Genomic DNA, 17,360 nt, shown 5'->3' with positions numbered 1-17,360 from the left:
AGCACACCCAAGGAGCCGATATTGAACGCCGCCGAACCCAGATCCGCAGATCTGCGCCAGTTTATCTCTGGTAACGAAGCTATAGCCCAGGCAGCCCGTGATGCGGGTGTGAAAGTTGCTGCAGCTTATCCAGGCACACCTTCCACTGAAATCCTTGAGTACGTTTCTCAGTATCCCGACATCTATTCAGAATGGTCGATCAACGAGAAAGTCTCTCTGGAAGTGGCCATTGGTGCGTCAATGGCAGGCAGTCGTGCTCTGTGTGCAATGAAACATGTCGGAATGAATGTTGCGTCCGATGCTTTTATGACTCAGACATTGGTCGGCGCTGTCGGCGGCCTGGTTATCGTCGTCGCGGATGATGTGGGTTTGTCATCATCGCAGAATGAACAAGACTCCCGCTATTGGGGCCGCTTTGCTCACCTGCCGATACTCGAACCCAGCGATGCGCAAGAAGCCTATGAAATGACTCGGGCGGCCTACGGTATCTCCGAGCAGTTTGAGGTACCAGTCATCGTTCGCCTGACCACCCGTATCTGCCATGTGAAAGGTGTCGTCATTAACAGCGAAGCCGAAGCCCATACAGGTACTGGGTTTAAGAAAGATCCTGCGCGCTTTGTCATGGTTCCCGGTAACGCTAAGAATCGAATTCCAATGATGATGGCACGCGATGAAACCTTAAAAAGTTTTGCTGCCGACACCGAGCTTAACCGCATCGACACAGGTTCGGATACGCGAGTTGGTTTCGTCACATCTGGCGCGGCCTACTATCACGTGAAAGAATCGTTCCCGGATGCGCCGGTATTTAAACTGGGTTTCAGCCATCCAGCACCCATTGAGAGCATTCGCAGCTTCGCTGGAGATGTGGAAAAACTGGTTGTGGTCGAGGAGGTCGAACCGCTTCTGGAGACCGAACTGCGTGCCGCCGGTGTAGACGTTTACGGCAAAGATCTGCTGCCGAAAATTGGCGAATTGTCACCATCCGTTATTACACCGCCGGTCAGTAAACTTATTGGGGAAGCCATTGCGGAAAGCGAACTGATTCCTACCGCACAAGTATTCCCTCGCCCTCCGACCATGTGTGTCGCATGTCCACATCTGGGCATCTATTACTGTCTGTCTCATGTGAAGAACACCATCATCTCTGGCGATATCGGCTGCTATACACTCGGGGCAGGGCACCCTTGGAATGCACTGGATACCACCATCAGCATGGGCGCCTCACTGAGTGTGGCTCAAGGCTTGGATAAAGGCCGCGCAGAGTGCGATGAGAACAAGAACGTGCTCGCGGTCATTGGTGACTCTACGTTCCTGCACATGGGCATGCAGGGCCTGCTAGACATCACCTACAACAAGGGCAACGTCACTATTCTGCTGCTGGATAACCGTGCGGTGGGTATGACGGGCGGACAGGATGCACCGTCGTCAGGCCTTAACTTGCATGGCGAACAAACCATGCAGGTAGACTTCCGCAAGCTGTGTGAAGCCCTGGGTGTAAAACCGGAGCGGATCCACGAAGTCAATCCGTACGAGATGCCGATTCTGTTTAAAGCACTGCGACAGGAGGTCAAAGTGCCTGAACCGTCGGTCATCATCACCAACCAACCCTGCGTTCTCACCGAACGCTACAGCAAGCTGCCACCGCTGAAAGTAGACGCGGACAAATGTACCGGTTGCAGCAACTGTCTGGATGTCGGCTGTCCGGCTATTCTGGTTGATCGTCGTGAGACCGTTGTGAAGCCAAACGGGAAAGAGAAAGAGCTCGCCTTTGTCAGCATCGATACAGCTGCCTGCACAGGCTGTAATTTATGCACTAAACCTTGCGCCCCAGATGCCATTATTCCGGCTTACAACGTCACTAAAATAGATGCGGTGGAAATCAAGTGAATAACGAAGTGACTAATATTCTCGTTGTCGGCATCGGAGGGCAGGGTGTGATGACTGCCGCCGATATACTCGCCACCAGCGCGCTTTCTCTGGGCTACGATGTCAAAAAAACGGAAGTGGCCGGTATGGCACAACGTGGCGGTGTTGTGACCTCTCACGTCCGATTTGGGCCCAAGGTCTACTCGCCTGCAATTCAAGCTGGGGATGCTGATCTGATGCTCGCGTTTGAACCGGCGGAAGCGCTGCGTTGGGCATCTCATCTTAAAGATAACGGCCTGGCGATGGTCAATACCTTTGCACAGGAACCACCCGTTGTTTCAATTGGTTTATTTGATTATCCGGATGAACCAATCGAAAAGATGAGGAAAATGGGTGTCGAAACTCATGACTACAATGCAGGACAATCTGCGATTGACCTGGGTGATCGGCGTTTGGTTAATAGTATTATGCTGGGTGCAATTTCTGATCGCTTACCATTTCCTGCCGGTACCATCGAAAATAGCCTGACAGCACGCTTTAAAAATAAAGGGGAAGCCCTGCTTGCTCTAAACCATCAGGCGTTTGAACTGGGCCGCAAAGCCTTCTCCTGATCACCCCTCACGCATGCGCCGGTCGTTGAATAACGATCGGCGCTATACCTGCCTTTTCTGGCTCCGTAAGCCACACTCGATCCCGCAACCGGTTTTTTGCAGTTCCTTCGTCAAAAATTTCGTTTTATATTTGTCACAGCTCGCCGATAACCTTTAGTACGGAGAGAACACCGGGGACAGGATGAGTAAACATTCGTTGGAACGGGAAAACAGAGAACTCAAACGATCGCTGCGTTTGCTGGCCTCCAAGGTCGAACGCAACGAAGCTATCGTAAAGAGTTTTTTTGAGATGGAGATACGTCTTCTCTCCTGTACCCAGTTGTCTGAACTGTTGGACCTGATCCTGATCGAGTTTCGTGAATACTTCCGTCTTGATGCGGTAAACCTTGTACTGTTTGATCCTGAGCAAGCCGCACGTACCCTGCTTGAAGACTATGTTCCTCCTCCGCCGGCGAACACCCTGCGCTTTGTTGAAAACCAACGCTTGCTAAATACCCTCTACACCGACAAAAAGCTCGTTGTAGGAGAACCGGACGATTCGATCAAAGAAACCGCATTTCCGGGTTCCCATTACATTTTGTCCTGCGCCCTGCTGCCACTTGAACGCCACAACTGCATCATTGGCAGCCTTCATCTAGGCAGCGGAGATCCGACCCGATACTCCAATGCGCTGATGTACGACTACATCAAGCATCTGGCATCCGTCATATCGATCTGTATAGAAAACTGTATCAACTACGAAAATATGAAGCGGATGAGCATCATCGATATGCTGACCCGCGTGAACAACCGGCGCTCGTTCGAGATTGAAATTCAAAGGGAAATATCTCGCGCCAGCCGCAGTGAATACCCACTGAGCTGTCTGTTTCTGGATCTGGACTACTTTAAACTCGTCAACGATAAATATGGCCACTTATCTGGTGACCGCGTACTACGAACGGTCGGCGGCTTTTTGAAGCAACAGCAGCGTAAATCAGACGTTGTGGCGCGCTATGGCGGTGAGGAGTTTTCGATTCTCTTGCCAAACTGTGATGAACTTCAGTCCGTTCAACTGGCAGACAACCTGCGGGAAAAATTTAATGCCCTCATCTTCCGCAGCGATAAGGGTGAACCTTTTCGAATGACCACCTCGATAGGGGTTTCAACCTGTTATCCTGCAACGTATACACGAGATACTTTCGAAAGGCTTGCCTATAACCTGATCTCCGCCGCTGATAAAGCGGTGTACCACTCAAAAGCGGCGGGTCGAGACCAGGTTCAGTTTGTTGCTACCTCAGGATCAGAAAACCCCGTGAAGCCAAATTTGGAAGTGGTATAACATACTCGTCTGCTTGGATAGGTAGCGATATCCCTGACGCCAGAAAACAACTACATCAGAAGTACACAATCCAGCATATAGAATTACTCTGCCCCGCGTGTTTACCCGGGTCTTCTATTCGTTCATGTCCACCAAAAGCTCTTTATATAACTCGGTGTATTGCACAGCCTGTTTTTCACCAAATAGAGGATCATCAGACTTCGGCAATTCAGTGATCAACTGCGCCCAATCCTGATCTGTCGCAACGCCCTGAATCATTGGAAACAGCGATCCCTCTTCGAGGTTAAGATGCTCATCCTGTTCATCCAAAAACACTTCCAGCTTGTCGGTAAATTCATCCATCGGAATCACCGCATCGTGCAAGATACCATCAATGGTTTCTGATAATTCCAAACAGGTCACACGCATATTCTGATGGGCTTCTTCACAGTTTGTGAGTAATGCATCCAGTTCAGAACTACGACCATGGAAGTGACGGTACAAACCGTCCTCACGGGGGTGATGATATGCATCGGCATAATTTGAAATGTAATCAATCACATCAGCCATCAGGCTGAAGTTCGGATGATTCCCCGCCCTAAGTTTTTTAACCTTAAGACGCAAGATCGCTAACATCTTGTTGAGATTGATATGATCCTGGTGCAACTCATTCAGGATGGTCATAACGAAGCCTCCAGTAATTGTGTGCATATGACTAACTATATAGCTCGGCATCGCTTTATGTTTTTGACACCTGTCAATCAGGTATCAAAGACGATCACAAAAACGTTAAGTGACGTGTCACGCATGTATGAATACCGAGGTCAGTTTTCAGGACAGCAACAGAGTCTAACTGAGCATTATGACAACACTTCTTCGAGAAAGTGAGCGGTCTGACGACAACCAGAGGCGGACAATTTTTCATCACCTCTGCTTCTCTCATCAGGATAATCTGAGGCATTCACCAATCAACGCACGCATGCGTCTCATCAGTGTTTTCCGACCAGATTCCGCGTTTATCTCCTCCCAACTGCGTTGCTGTAATGCTTTAGATACCAATAAGGATAGCTCGTCCGGTGTCAACGCGTGCCAAACTGAACGATTTTTCAACGCACGAATGACTAACTTGCGAATGGGTGCGATACAGCTTTCATAACTACGATTGTGTTGAACGAATGCTTCCAGATCACGCAGGTCGTGTCGGCTAAGGTCGGTATCAAAACGCATCCCTTGAAGCAGCATTGGCAATACTTCAACTTCCAGGTCCCGTAAGTTGTACCCCAACAGCAAAGGCAGCTGCTGAGTAAAACGATCACGTAAGTGGTTAAACATCAAACGTCCGGGGTCAGACAACGGGCGGCACACCAACGCTGCATGAGTCCCGCTTACGGCATCACGGTTCTCTCCCAGTCGAATCGTACCAAAGCCATTGTTCTGCCAAAACAGCAATAACTCTTCGGTCGCACCAAAGCTAGATCCCAGGTAATCCCATTGATGCTGCATGCCATACTCAGCAATCTCACGTAACATCTGACGAGCAACACCCTGTCGTTGCAACATCGGATGCACTGCGATGCGCATAATCCGACCACAACGCAAAGGGGCAGCTTCCAGATAACCTTCCTGACCAATTACGGTTTGCGGTAACAGATGCCCCTTCGGGCGACGGGTACCTTCCCAAAGCGCCTGGGCCAATTCCACTGAAATAGGCCCCTCTTCCGCAATCAGGGCCGCGCCGACCACCTGCTTGTCCTGCTGGGCAACCCATACCGTCAGGTTTGGACTATCGAGTAAGATACGCAGATCACCGGGGGTTGTACGGTAATGTGCCAATACCAGCAGGCCAAATAACTGTTTGAGCAACACATCATCGGCCAGTAGCTGATCCCTCTCCACACAGCGTATTGTCAGCGCTTCGCCATCACACCGCTGCGCTTGATCTTCAGACAGCGCCTCCGCATTCAGCAACAAGCTTTCAAATATGAAGGCTTCCAGAGGATCGCCCCCAGACCAGCGTATCGGCTCCAGTAATTCGATGGCTTTCCAGTTCGGTGTGCGCCGATCCAGTTCACGCCGAAAACGCACAGCAAATCCCTGTCCTGTGCCTTCATAACCGTGAATCGTGGTAGAGAATACAATTCGAGGGAAACGATCTAAGAGACGCGTCAGCACAGGTGCAGGAATCGCCGCGGCTTCATCCACCAGCAAAACGGCCCCATGCCCATCGATACGACAGGCGTCATCGGGGGCAATATATTGCAGTACTGTTGAACCGCAAGTGACACGCCCCTTTTCAACCTGCACCGGTGCTAACTGTGCGGCCGCATGCGTAAAAACCTCGGCGACATTATCAACAGACGGCGCCGTTACCCACACCTGCTGGTTACCCTTGAGCATCAGTTGACTTGCGGTAATACCCAATGCTGCGGATTTACCACGCCCCCGATCTGCGGTCATCACCACAGGACGCCGGCCACGAGACAACGTTTTTATGATCAGTTCAACGGCTTTGTGTTGATCCGCAGACGCATAAGGCGCAGATACAGTATTGTGTCCAAAAGGGGATGGTATCGAGTGTTCATAAGGCTCGGCGTGAAAGCCGTCACGCGTCAGCAGTGCCAGTTGATCCTCTTGGTGAATCAGCGAAACCAATCGACGGATAAAACGTCGCCCTACCGCGTCAACACCGTACGGCTCAACCACCAGCGCTTTGTGCTCCGGATCTTCATATTCGTGCCAGTCGTTCAATTCAGGGCACAATAGAATCAACAACCCGCCACCACACAAGGTGCCACTAATTTGGCCAAAGGCATTGGGATTAAAACCGTCCCAGGCATCAAAGATTAGTAGCTCGGTTTCACGTCCGAGATAACGATGTAAATCACGAGACCCCACACCTGTGCTTCCGGCAGGCGCTTGCTGAGAGACCCAGAGTTTCCTATCCGCGTGAGCGCACAACCAGCCCTGAATCTGTTCAGCCTGTGCGATTGTCCAGTCATGATCACCGGACACTACCAGCAACTGACGATGATTATTGCGCCGGGCTCCTTCCAGCAATTGCACGACAGTTTCGCGCCGGGTCATTCTTACCTCCATCACTACCCTAATACCTATCCGAGCGATCCTGCGAACGCCTATAAATGCCTAATATATAACACGACATTGCTGCGAACTGATCACAGACTGCATGCATTGTAGCTGAATTGCTCGCTGAGTAATTGACTCAGGACTATGCTGTAGGTACAGGGCTTAGCCTAAGGGGGTGCTATTGTCTGATACGCTTTATCTGGTTCTTGATCAGGGCGGGCAAGCGAGCCGGGCGCTGATTTTCAACGATTACGGGGAAAGTTTAGCTCAGTCCCGCGTTGAACAAAAAACCGATATAGGGAATACCAGCCCCGATCCGAAATGGATTGTAGATTCCCTGCGCCGAGCCGCTACCAATGCTTTGCAACAATTAACGCCTCAACAACATTGCCTGCCGATGCGCGCAGCACTCATCTGCCAACGCTCAAGCTGTCTTTGCTGGGACCGAATCTCAGGACAGCCCCTGACACCCCTGATTGGCTGGCAGGATAAAAGCGGACAATCCATCATCGATCAGCTTTATCACCACCATCAGGAGATTCAACGCATCTCTGGATTGGTTGCCAATAGCCACAGTCCAGCCAGTAAATGGGCCTATCTGTTATCCGCAAGCGCCATGATCGAGGCTCAAAGACGTTACCAACTCGCCTGTGGCAGTCTCGCTTCATTTCTAATTTTTCATCTGTGCCGCGAACATCCGTTTTTGATCGATCGCGTTAATGCGGCCCGTACCCAGCTCTATTCACTTGAAGCCAGAGATTGGAGCAACCCGTTACGTGCCCTGTTTGATATTCCCGCTGAATACCTTCCAGACATCCGTCCCAGCCTCTATCGATATGGCACCTTAGAGTTGGCAGGATTACGTATTCCCTTAAAGCTGGTCTGCGGAGATCAACCTTCAGCGCTGTTTAGCAACGGCTGGCCAAATCCCAGCGCCCTTTCCGTCAATATGGGGACCGGCGCATTTATCCAGATGCCACTCCTCGTCGAAGCGCAGGAGCGCCCACAGACCCGGCTGCTCGTAGCGCCCGCCTACAGTGATCTGAATGATGAATTGCTCGTCCTTGAAGGTACGGTGAACGGTGCGGCCACAGCATTGAACCTGACCAGTCTGCCACTTGGTCTGAACTACCAGAACAGTGATAGCTGGCGACAACGTTATCAACCCCTGCCCCTGTTTGTGAACGGTGTGGGTGGCTTAGGCTCGCCGGATTGGTGCAGTGTGGAAAGCGGCTGGCAGGGCTTACCGCCCTTTGATCCGAAATCAAAAGTACTGGCGGTTGCAGAAAGCATACTGTTTCTGATTCAACGGAATATCATCGCCATGCGCAATGTCGGTAGCTTTCCCACCAGCATTCATCTCAGTGGAGGGTTGAGCCAACTCGACTGGATGGCACAAGGATTAGCGAACCTGAGCGGACTTAATGTACATCGAATGACCGACCCGGAATCTTCATCCAGAGGGGCCGCCTGGTTGCTCAGTCGCAGTCCTGACTGGCGCAGATCCGGGGAGCAAGTCTTCACGCCTGCGCCTTACAGTGCACTACCAGCCCGTTTTGACAGCTGGACACAATTGCTTCATGCAGCTCTGTTAGCCGCCAGCAACCGAAGGTGAGCGGTGTCCGCCACAGGGGCACGTTTCCCCAGAGTTCCTCTTAACCGTTTCACCAGTTGTGCCGCCGTAGCACGATAATCAGTTAGCTTGCCGCCGTATAGGATGGCCAACCTGGGATGCTTAAGATCATCAAACAAAAACTGCGTATCACGACTGCGGAAAAACGCTGCCCGATCCGAATGGGGCAATACCCTTAATCCACAGAAGCTACCTTCAGGCCTCAACTGATGCCCCGGCAGATAAGTATCCAATGTCTGCTGGAGATATTCGACTTCACCCTGTAAAGGTGTCACATCATCTGGATCACCCTGATACAGCCTTTCAGTGGTCCCCACTAAGGTTTTATCTTGCCAAGGCAAAATAAACACCGCCCGCCCGTCACTGGGCGCTTCCACATAGAGGCACTGTTCACTCAACCCTGCCGGATATACCAAATGAGTGCCTTGCACCAGATCAATCGTCAAAGGTCGCCAGCCCGTGGTTGGTGTTTCAATCTGGTTTAACACCTGATTCACCCAAGGACCCGCAGCATTCACCAGTACCCGGCAACTCGCACGTTGCTTTTTCACGGTCTCATAGTAGGTCACCTCGTAACCTGACTCAGATCGAGTGGCAGCGTCAAACCGTGCCGGACAACACAGTGCAGCCCCCAGACGCTGAGCAGATTCCCCCACCGCATGGGTCAGCGCCTGATCATCTGTCTGACCATCAAAGTAGCGAAATATATGCGTTAACCCATCGGGCTGCAGGCCCTTTATCTCGGACCAACGCGCGGGAGGCAATTCCGAATACAGCCCTGTTTCACGTAACCCGGTGAGCAGGTAATACGCACGCAACGCCCAGCGAATTTGCGTCGCACTATAATGTCCACCGTCATACACTGGAATATAAAAACTGCGCAGTTTGACCAAGTCAGGGGCGAGTTTTAGTAGTCGATCCCGCTCATTCAGGCATCGTCGTACTAAATTCAACTGTCCTGTCTGCAAGTACCTCAACCCTCCATGAATCAACTTGCTAGAGCGACTGGACGTTGCCCCTCCCCACTCCTTTTCTTCAAGGCATAAAACGGAATACCCAGCTGCAGCTGCAGCCTGAGCAATTCCAACGCCGTGAATCCCTCCGCCGATTATCGCAACATCGTAATCAGCCATAATGCCCACTCCACTCCGTTAGTAGATCACCACAACGATGGGTTTCCAGATAGGCGGCACCGCGTTTTAACCAATGCGCGGCCCGACGAACGGTATCAACTTCATACACCACAACGGGGATGCCCAACTGATCCAGATGCTGGCGATGCCTGACACGCCTTTTATTCACAAACAAAATATCAGGATGCAGCTGGCTCAGGGTTTCTTTGGTCGGCGGCCAGCATCGAGTCACCAAACCGATTGATCTCCATCTTCTGCGGGCTGCCGCCAGAAATTCAGCATCAAAACTGATCAGGGTGGCCCTGGTTTCCAGTGGTTTCAGCACGGTTATTACCGAGTTAAGTACCGTTTCAATTCCAAAGTAATCTATCGATTCCTCTTTGATTTCAACGAATAAAGACAGGGAGGGATATAGAGTGGCCCACTGGATAACCGCTTTCAGGTCGGGAATTGCCTCACTCACAAACAGGTCACCCAGCCGACTCGACTCTGACGCAGAAAAGGCATTCAGCTGTGAGCGTGTGAGTTCTGTAATTTTATGGTGCGCACCACAGATACGTCTCAGATCAAGGTCATGAAACAATACGGGTATGTGATCAGCAGTGAGCTGAATATCAAACTCCAATCGTTCCAGGCCTTCATCCACTGCTTTCTGCAGAGACACCAAGGTATTTTCAGGGTATCGACTTTGAAAACCTCGATGGGCAACCAGGCGTTTTTTCAACTGTGCTGCACGCATCCTTTTACCTCCGCGGCAAGCCATAGGCCTTCACACAATACGTTAAGATTAGCTGAAAGCCCTTTGGCACGCCGCCCTCCCATACAGACTGGACAGTCTATAGATTTGAGAACAACGTTTCGCTTTCTGCAAAACAGACTAAACTTAGCAGTCATGGGCTTCGCAGAACCTACCCTATGCTGTCGCGGAGAATGGACTCACCTTTGATATGACTTATGACTTTTAGCGTCAAAGTTACATAAGAGGGATTTTATGCGCGTTCTCAAAAGCATCACGATTAAGCAGAAACTCATCATTCTTTGCTCTCTGGTTCTGCTCGCACTCAGTACAGTCATCGCAAGCACCGTCTATCAGATGGCGCAAATTCGCGATGAATTGACCGCAATCGCCGAAGAAAATATCCCGATGACCGAGCTTGTTAGCGAAGTGGTCATTAAACAGTTAGAGCAAGCAATCAGTTTTGAGCGCGCACTTCATTTCGGGGTCTATCAGGCCTTATCCTCCAACACACATGATGCCGCTTCTCGTTATAACAGCAACCGTGACAGGTTCTTTAAACTCGATGCAGAGGTCAACGACCTGTTCGTAAGGTCCGAATCCTTCCTCAAAACCTTAGAAGAGCATGCTGATTCACAATCAAATCGGGACAAACTGATCGAGTTTGAAAAGAAAACCCTCTCCATCGATCATGCCCACAAGCAATACACCCAACACGTAACTGAAGTATTTAAAGCGCTGGAATCCAACAACGTCTTACGTGCCGAGACGCTTGCCGCAAAGATCGAAGTCGAGGAGGATCAACTTAACTCCGCGGTAGAACATCTGTTGATCGACCTGGGAAAATACACCGAAGCTTCCGCCATTCGTGCCGAACAGCATGAAGAACAGGCTTTGACCAATGTTCTGATTATCAGTCTTATCGCCATGATAATGGTTGTTGTGTTTTGCATACTTATCAGTCGTTCGATTACCCGTAAGATCGCCCATGTACGTGATGCCGTCGGAGAGATATCCATCAATCTGGACCTGACAAAACGGGTCGATATCCGCAGCAAGGATGAATTAGGCGAGTTATCTACGGATCTGGATCATCTACTGAATAACCTGCTTAGTAGCGTCAGCAATGTGGTCAACGCTTCATCTCAGCTGGCCGCCGCCTCCGAAGAACTATCTACTATATCCGTACAGAACAGCGCATCCATGGAGAAACAGTCATCGGCAACCGATGAAGTGGCCGATGCAATTCAGAAGCTATCAGACTCTTCCATCGAAGTGGCCCGCATCTCGTTACAAGCAACAGAAGCGGCCAACACCGCTGATATTGCGACGCGCAACGGTCTCAATGTAGTGGGGGCCAATCTCGCCGCCATGCGCAATCTTGAACACAAGGTTGATTCTGCAACCCAAACTATTTCACAGCTTAACGAAGACTCTAAAAACATCTCAGCCGTATTGGATGTCATTCAGTCCGTGGCGGAACAAACTAATTTGCTGGCACTTAATGCCGCGATTGAGGCCGCACGCGCGGGGGAAGCAGGACGGGGGTTTGCCGTTGTCGCAGACGAAGTAAGAGAACTGGCTAACCGCACTCACCGTTCGACTAAAGATATCCGCACGTTAATCGAATCCCTACAAACCGGCTCGGAGCGTGCAGAAGTCACCATGCAAGCCAGTCAACACGAAGCAAATGAAGTCGCGCGTCAGGCAGAAATTGCAGATGAAGCCCTCGCAAACATTGCTCAGGCCGTCACCGAAATCACCCGGTTCAGTCGACAGATTTCAGAATCAGCCGAAGAGCAAAGCCATGTTGCAGGGAACGTAAACAAAAATGTGATGATGATCCGCAGCAGCGCCCAGGAGAGCTCAGAAACAACCCGGCAAACCACAGAATCCAGCGAAGCCCTGTCCGAACTCGCTTGCAGCCTGCAGGATACAGGCGCACGTTTTAAGATTGGCTAACCTCTATTCCTTGGATACTCGGTAACAAAAAGACACCGACGAAGTTCGTTGGTGTCTTTGCCAGAGCTCCGAATAAGATCAGTCGCGTTTATGCACTCTTCTCTATTTAGGTCTCGGAGTAGCCCACCAAAACCATATCGGCCGCTTGGGTACGCAACGGTATCAATGCCTGATACGCCTCCGAGTTAAACCAACCATCGAGTGAGTTCTGATCAGGAAAACGGATTACAACCGTGTCATTGTGATTATGTTCACCACTGAGTACACAACATTTAGCCCCACGAAAAACTAACTCTCCACCCCAAGGGGCGATCGTTCCGGGGACCTGTGCACGATATTCGGCAAACAGGTCAACGTCTTTGACTGTGATATGACCGATCACATAGGCGGGATTGTCGCTGCTCATAAGGATTCCTTAACTACGTTATGGACCAGGCTTCAACGACCTCCCTCACCGACAGCACACTCCGTTCGAGTAATCAGCCGTTTTTACAGAGAATAAGTAACCGATGGCAGGTCTGATGCATTTTCAGCCGAAGCGATAAACTGATTACGCCCTGCTTTCTGTGCGTCATACAGTGCTTTCTCGCTCGCTTCAATCAACCGTTCCGGTGTCAGCAAACGCGACGGCTGTAACGTCGCCACACCAATTGTCACGGTCACAACATCAGACACCGCAGAGGTGGTATGCGGAATCGCCAACTGACGAATATCCTCACAACACTGGGCCGCGAGTTGCTCAACCTGTTCATTCGTGGAGGGTAACAACAGCGCAAAGCGCTCATTATCAAAGCGCACAGCTAAATCTCCCGGACGGGAAATACGTTTGCGCAAATCATCAGACACCGCTTTCAGACATACATCTGCGGCTTTTTCTCCATGATGATGAAGATAGTGTTCGAAGTAATCCAGTTCAACCAACATCATTGAAAGTGGACTGAACTCACGTACGGCACGCCGGCATTCATTGGCGGTGACATTATCGAAATGAACACGATTGAATAACCCGGTCACTCGATCAGTCACACCCACCAGATCAACATTTTCACGCGTTGTCGTTAACTCCGCAATGCAACCGTTGAGTTCAGATTCAAGTACATCTGCGCGTTGTAGGGTTCGTTTCAGATAGTGTGATATCGCCGCCGTCATCGCGCAGCCGATAATTAATAGTATCGGCGCCATCAAATCGTCAGCGGGCATCGCCAGATACACGGAAACGGAAAAAAGGAAACCGGCCGCCGCAGCCAATAGTGCAGGACGAGGAAAACGCTTCACAACCGCACCCGTCTGTTTTTCTTCTTGTTGTTGATTCATGGATCTATTCCCGGCAGTGATACGGCTGAGTAAATACTGTTTCTGCGGGCAATGCAAACCAGATTCAAAACCAGCGTCGGAATCTACAATAAATAAGAAGGAGGACTAAGAATAATCACGCTCTATGCTCTGGTATTGCTGACGACAATGAGGGCCAGTCACTGTCTCACTGGCCCCAGTTATGATTACTTTGATTCAGGAATGTAAGCTCTTCGGTAGTGGAACTTCGACCCAGAATGCGGTTACGGTGCGGAAAACGTCCAAAACGGACGACTTGGTCACGGTGTTGATGGGCAAAGTCCAATGCACCTTGCGCGATCACTTTCTTATGAGGTGGCACTTCCATCAGTACCTGCTCAAAGCAGGCAATGCTCTGGTCTTGTGCCTCAAGGTCTTCCGCATGTTCCAAGGGCATATAAAAGAACTGTCGTTCAGCAAAGTCCAATGCCTGATCATGGCCTCGCCCTAACCCCATCCAGCACAACGCCAACGCCCGCTCATCTCCGCTGAATGCCTCGGGGCTGCTGCGGTACAAAGATCGCGTAAACTGATCTAGAAGAATAATCAGGGCCAAGCGCCCACGCGGGCTTTCAGCCCACAAATTCAACTCACCCCGCAATGCCTGGCGTACACTGCTACCAAACAACTCTTCGATCAGCTGATCGGTTTCATCACTGGCGCCCCACCACAACGCAGTGCGGTCAGTACTGGGAAAACCGTCCTCCATGGCACCAAACCAGAACTGCAATATCTCTTCGATCTGCACACTCACAACGACGTCCTCAACTCCGGTGTTTGTATTGTTATAGAACATCCCCAGCGTCTCTTAAAGGAAGAGTGCCACTGAAGCTGTAACTAACGGTGCTCTATTACGAAAAACTCACCGTTTCTGATGTTTTTCCCAGTTATCACGTCGCTGAGTTTCATTTTTTCGCAGCAAAACGTACGTCGCTCCCAAACCACCGTGCTGTTTTTGAGCAGAGTGAAAAGCCATCACTTCGGGGATCAACGGCAACCACTGATTTAAGTAACTGCGCATTACATTACCGGGGGCATCCTCGTGACTGCCACGTCCATGACTGACTACGACGGAACGAATACCAAAACCACTGCATTCGGTAATAAACCCCAGCAACTCATCCAGCGCCTGAGTCGGTGATTTCTTATGCAGATCTAAGCGTGCGTCAGACTGATACTTCCCGAGACGCACGTTCCGGTACACACCATCCTGTACACCATCCCTTTTCCACTCCAACGGATCGAATGGGTGAAGCAGGATTACCTGCTGAGTCGACAAGCTTTCATGCACATCACCTTCAGCAGCGTGACGACGTTCCTTTAAGCCCGCATCACCGCGCTTATCCTGATGCCCAATCAGATCTGCTTTATCACTCTGTTTGGCGGGCGTTACACCTTCGCCCATCATCATATCCATGAAATCAAGATCGTCAGAACTCATGTTTCCCCCCACTATCCAGACTCCGCGGCAGTATAAACAATCTCAAGATTTGACTACAACGCCCCTTCAGGGTTCAGCGTTAACGGCTGGATACAGCGCACTCTAACAGCCGTACTGCTGCTTTTTTACCGACGAGAATTAAAGGCAACTCATCCTTACCGATAATAACCACACAAAAAACATGATACATATCAAATTACACATACATATATTTATGTATCACTTTAAATCGTCCATCGGTTACACAATAATCAACACCTCTCTCCCAAAGCAAAAAAATAAAAGTGGAGCAAGTGAGCAGAGGCCTGATGCATATACGAAAGTTTCCCGCTGGAAGATCAGCGAGCTATCGAAAATGCGTTCCTTTTGCTGACCGACTCTTCACATAGTGTACTAACAAAAAGATGAGGTCCTGAAACATGTCGATGAGCGATCTGTATATCTACAACGATACCCAGATGAATCTCACCCGTGTGCGTAACGGCATTCTGGTGTTCACAGGCACTACTGATGACGGTACCGAACTTCGCCTGGAAGTTGGCGAAGAAAAGAAGGTCAAGCAGCTCGATGTTCTGGCAGTTGATGCCTGGAGCTTTGTCGATCTGATTCCCGATGCGTCTGCCATCCATGTTGGCCAGGTAAATTGGGAACAACTGCAGTAATAGTTCGATAGCCTCAGGGGCTCTCTCCCCCCTCAAGGTGACGGAAAGGGCGCATATAGCAATATATGCGCCCTTTCTTATGCAGCTCTTTTCTCAATCTTGAATGCAAGCTACAGTGTGTAAACATGATATGTGACGCAACGTGAGGTTAGGGATGCTACGTGTTTTGATTGTGTTTGCAGTGCTGCTTGCCGGTGCAGCCGCCTATGTTTTCATGAACAAATCGATAGATCTTGATCTTCCCGGTGTCCCTCCTGCCGAAACGACCACAACGCCAGCCGTTCAATCAGAACCGGACAGCGAGGTAGTCAAAGAGGTGGTCAAAGAAGCCCGCAAACATATTAATCAGATTACCGCCCCACCCGAACAGTCAATTAACATCGAAACTGCAGACCATTTTGTCACCGCCTCCCAACTGCTGGAACTCCCTCAACAACAGGTCGAAAGCCGTGCAGAACTGGAAATCGTGCAGGAATCCGGCAGCAAAACCTTTGGTGTAGACACTGGCGCTGTTACGCCAGCACCCGTTTTTGTCGGGGATCAAGTACTCAATCACGACAACCGTATCAAACTACAGGAACTACTCGACCGGCCCGAAACCAGCAGTAAGCAGGTGTACTACATCCACGCTGTGAATGACGGCGATGAACAAGGTTTATGGGGTATTTTGCAAACCGGCCTGACCCGAACCTTTGCAGAAGGAATTAAGCTGGGTGAAAAGAAAGACAAACTGTATGTAGACATACCACAGCAGGCCGATGAGAAGCTGAACAACAAACAAAGCTCCTTCCTGGGCAAAGTACTGCAAAACAAGGTCAAAACCACCTACATCTATAATTATCGTAGCGGCCGTCTGGGCGACGATCCGGATCTGATCGAGCCGGGCCAGCAACTGATCATTGTGCAGTTCTCAGAGGATGAACTGATCCGCGTGTACAACCACTTTATCAGCCAGTAAGCAGGGAGTTTTTGATGATTGATCTTTATACCTGGGGCACACCCAACGGCAGAAAAGTGTCCATCATGCTGGAAGCCTTGCGGTTGCAATACAATGTGCACCCTATCGACATTCTGGCCGAAGAGCAGTTTGGTGAAGAATTTCTGCAGATCAGTCCGAACAATAAAATCCCCGCCATTGTGGATCACGAAGGGCCAGACGGTGAACCTATTAGCGTATTTGAAAGCGGTGCGATCCTGCTCTATCTGGCAGAAAAATACGGTGAGTTTCTACCCGATGACCTGCGCAGCCGAACGGAGTGCATGGAATGGCTGATGTGGCAGATGGGCAACTTTGGCCCGTTTCTGGGTCAAGCACATCACTTTAATAAATTTGCCCCGGAACACGTCCCTTACGCGATCAAACGTTACAACACCGAAGCACAACGACTGTGGGGCGTATTAGAACAACGTCTGGCCGACCGGCAGTTCATATTGGGTGAAGACCTGTCCATTGCAGATTTTGCGATCTATCCATGGGCAATGCGGTATGAGTGGCAACATATAGACCTTAAAGCCTTTCCAAATGTCACCGGATGGATGCAACGTATGGGACATATTGAGTTCGTGCAGTTTGGTATGCAAGTACCCTGATGCTCCTCTC

Annotated in this window: 16 protein-coding genes; 8 read left to right on the top strand and 8 right to left on the bottom strand. The window is 50.4% G+C overall.

Features of this window, described 5'->3' with window-relative positions:
- The first annotated feature begins 21 nt into the window (after positions 1–21).
- From IOQ59_RS05430 to IOQ59_RS05420, 3 genes are all read left to right on the top strand, one after another.
- The gene (locus tag IOQ59_RS05430; protein WP_193952255.1) at positions 22–1,887 is read left to right on the top strand and encodes a thiamine pyrophosphate-dependent enzyme; all 1,866 of its coding nucleotides are present in this window, start codon (positions 22–24) and stop codon (positions 1,885–1,887) included.
- Positions 1,884–2,477 carry an indolepyruvate oxidoreductase subunit beta gene (locus tag IOQ59_RS05425; protein ID WP_193952254.1) on the top strand — a complete coding sequence of 198 codons (594 nt, stop codon included), beginning with the start codon at positions 1,884–1,886 and terminating at the stop codon, positions 2,475–2,477. Before IOQ59_RS05430 ends, IOQ59_RS05425 begins: the two co-directional genes overlap by 4 nt.
- A 181-nt stretch (positions 2,478–2,658) precedes the next feature.
- Positions 2,659–3,795 carry a sensor domain-containing diguanylate cyclase gene (locus IOQ59_RS05420; RefSeq protein ID WP_193952253.1) on the top strand — a complete coding sequence of 379 codons (1,137 nt, stop codon included), beginning with the start codon at positions 2,659–2,661 and terminating at the stop codon, positions 3,793–3,795.
- 114 nt (positions 3,796–3,909) lie between these two features.
- Here IOQ59_RS05420 and IOQ59_RS05415 read toward each other — a convergent pair whose 3' ends face one another.
- Both IOQ59_RS05415 and IOQ59_RS05410 read right to left on the bottom strand, forming a co-directional pair.
- Entirely contained in the window at positions 3,910–4,458 is a 549-nt protein-coding gene (locus IOQ59_RS05415) for a hemerythrin domain-containing protein (RefSeq protein ID WP_193952252.1), read from the bottom strand.
- 258 nt (positions 4,459–4,716) lie between these two features.
- Entirely contained in the window at positions 4,717–6,858 is a 2,142-nt protein-coding gene (locus IOQ59_RS05410) for a tRNA(Met) cytidine acetyltransferase TmcA (RefSeq protein WP_193952251.1), read from the bottom strand.
- 184 nt (positions 6,859–7,042) lie between these two features.
- Between IOQ59_RS05410 and IOQ59_RS05405 the strand changes: the two genes are divergently transcribed.
- Positions 7,043–8,476, top strand: a complete 1,434-nt coding sequence (locus tag IOQ59_RS05405) for an FGGY family carbohydrate kinase (protein WP_193952250.1) — start codon at positions 7,043–7,045, stop codon at positions 8,474–8,476.
- Here IOQ59_RS05405 and IOQ59_RS05400 read toward each other — a convergent pair.
- Both IOQ59_RS05400 and IOQ59_RS05395 read right to left on the bottom strand, forming a co-directional pair.
- A complete protein-coding gene (locus tag IOQ59_RS05400; protein ID WP_193952249.1) occupies positions 8,440–9,627 on the bottom strand; it encodes an FAD-dependent oxidoreductase in 1,188 nt (395 codons plus the stop codon). The two genes, IOQ59_RS05405 and IOQ59_RS05400, sit on opposite strands and share 37 nt — an antisense overlap.
- On the bottom strand, positions 9,620–10,366 hold the full coding sequence (locus IOQ59_RS05395; protein ID WP_193952248.1) for a glycerophosphodiester phosphodiesterase family protein: 747 nt from the start codon (positions 10,364–10,366) through the stop codon (positions 9,620–9,622). Before IOQ59_RS05395 ends, IOQ59_RS05400 begins: the two co-directional genes overlap by 8 nt.
- Before the next feature lie 252 nt (positions 10,367–10,618).
- Between IOQ59_RS05395 and IOQ59_RS05390 the strand changes: the two genes are divergently transcribed.
- The gene (locus tag IOQ59_RS05390; protein WP_193952247.1) at positions 10,619–12,325 is read left to right on the top strand and encodes a methyl-accepting chemotaxis protein; all 1,707 of its coding nucleotides are present in this window, start codon (positions 10,619–10,621) and stop codon (positions 12,323–12,325) included.
- A 106-nt stretch (positions 12,326–12,431) separates the two neighbouring features.
- On the opposite strand, the gene IOQ59_RS05385 is transcribed toward IOQ59_RS05390, so the two are convergent.
- From IOQ59_RS05385 to smrA, 4 genes are all read right to left on the bottom strand, one after another.
- The gene (locus IOQ59_RS05385; RefSeq protein ID WP_193952246.1) at positions 12,432–12,731 is read right to left on the bottom strand and encodes a DUF1330 domain-containing protein; all 300 of its coding nucleotides are present in this window, start codon (positions 12,729–12,731) and stop codon (positions 12,432–12,434) included.
- Between the two features lie 83 nt (positions 12,732–12,814).
- Positions 12,815–13,639, bottom strand: coding sequence for a diguanylate cyclase domain-containing protein (locus tag IOQ59_RS05380; protein WP_193952245.1), 825 nt, complete (start codon positions 13,637–13,639; stop codon positions 12,815–12,817).
- 166 nt (positions 13,640–13,805) lie between these two features.
- Positions 13,806–14,411: a DUF924 family protein gene (locus IOQ59_RS05375; protein WP_193952244.1), complete on the bottom strand. Its 606-nt coding sequence runs from the start codon at positions 14,409–14,411 to the stop codon at positions 13,806–13,808.
- Between the two features lie 108 nt (positions 14,412–14,519).
- Entirely contained in the window at positions 14,520–15,098 is a 579-nt protein-coding gene (smrA, locus tag IOQ59_RS05370) for a DNA endonuclease SmrA (protein WP_193952243.1), read from the bottom strand.
- A gap of 419 nt (positions 15,099–15,517) precedes the next feature.
- Between smrA and IOQ59_RS05365 the strand changes: the two genes are divergently transcribed.
- From IOQ59_RS05365 to IOQ59_RS05355, 3 genes are all read left to right on the top strand, one after another.
- Positions 15,518–15,760, top strand: coding sequence for a hypothetical protein (locus IOQ59_RS05365; protein WP_193952242.1), 243 nt, complete (start codon positions 15,518–15,520; stop codon positions 15,758–15,760).
- Positions 15,761–15,914: 154 nt separating this feature from the next.
- Complete coding sequence (locus tag IOQ59_RS05360) at positions 15,915–16,718, top strand: hypothetical protein (protein WP_193952241.1); 804 nt, start codon at positions 15,915–15,917, stop codon at positions 16,716–16,718.
- Between the two features lie 14 nt (positions 16,719–16,732).
- The gene (locus IOQ59_RS05355) at positions 16,733–17,350 is read left to right on the top strand and encodes a glutathione S-transferase N-terminal domain-containing protein (protein ID WP_193952240.1); all 618 of its coding nucleotides are present in this window, start codon (positions 16,733–16,735) and stop codon (positions 17,348–17,350) included.
- Positions 17,351–17,360 lie beyond the last annotated feature (10 nt).

The sequence above is a fragment of the Pontibacterium sinense genome, assembly GCF_015209595.1.
GTDB lineage: Bacteria > Pseudomonadota > Gammaproteobacteria > Pseudomonadales > Balneatricaceae > Pontibacterium > Pontibacterium sinense.
The sequence above is the reverse complement of the archived record's forward strand: the minus strand, read 5'-3'. Positions and strand labels throughout refer to the sequence as shown.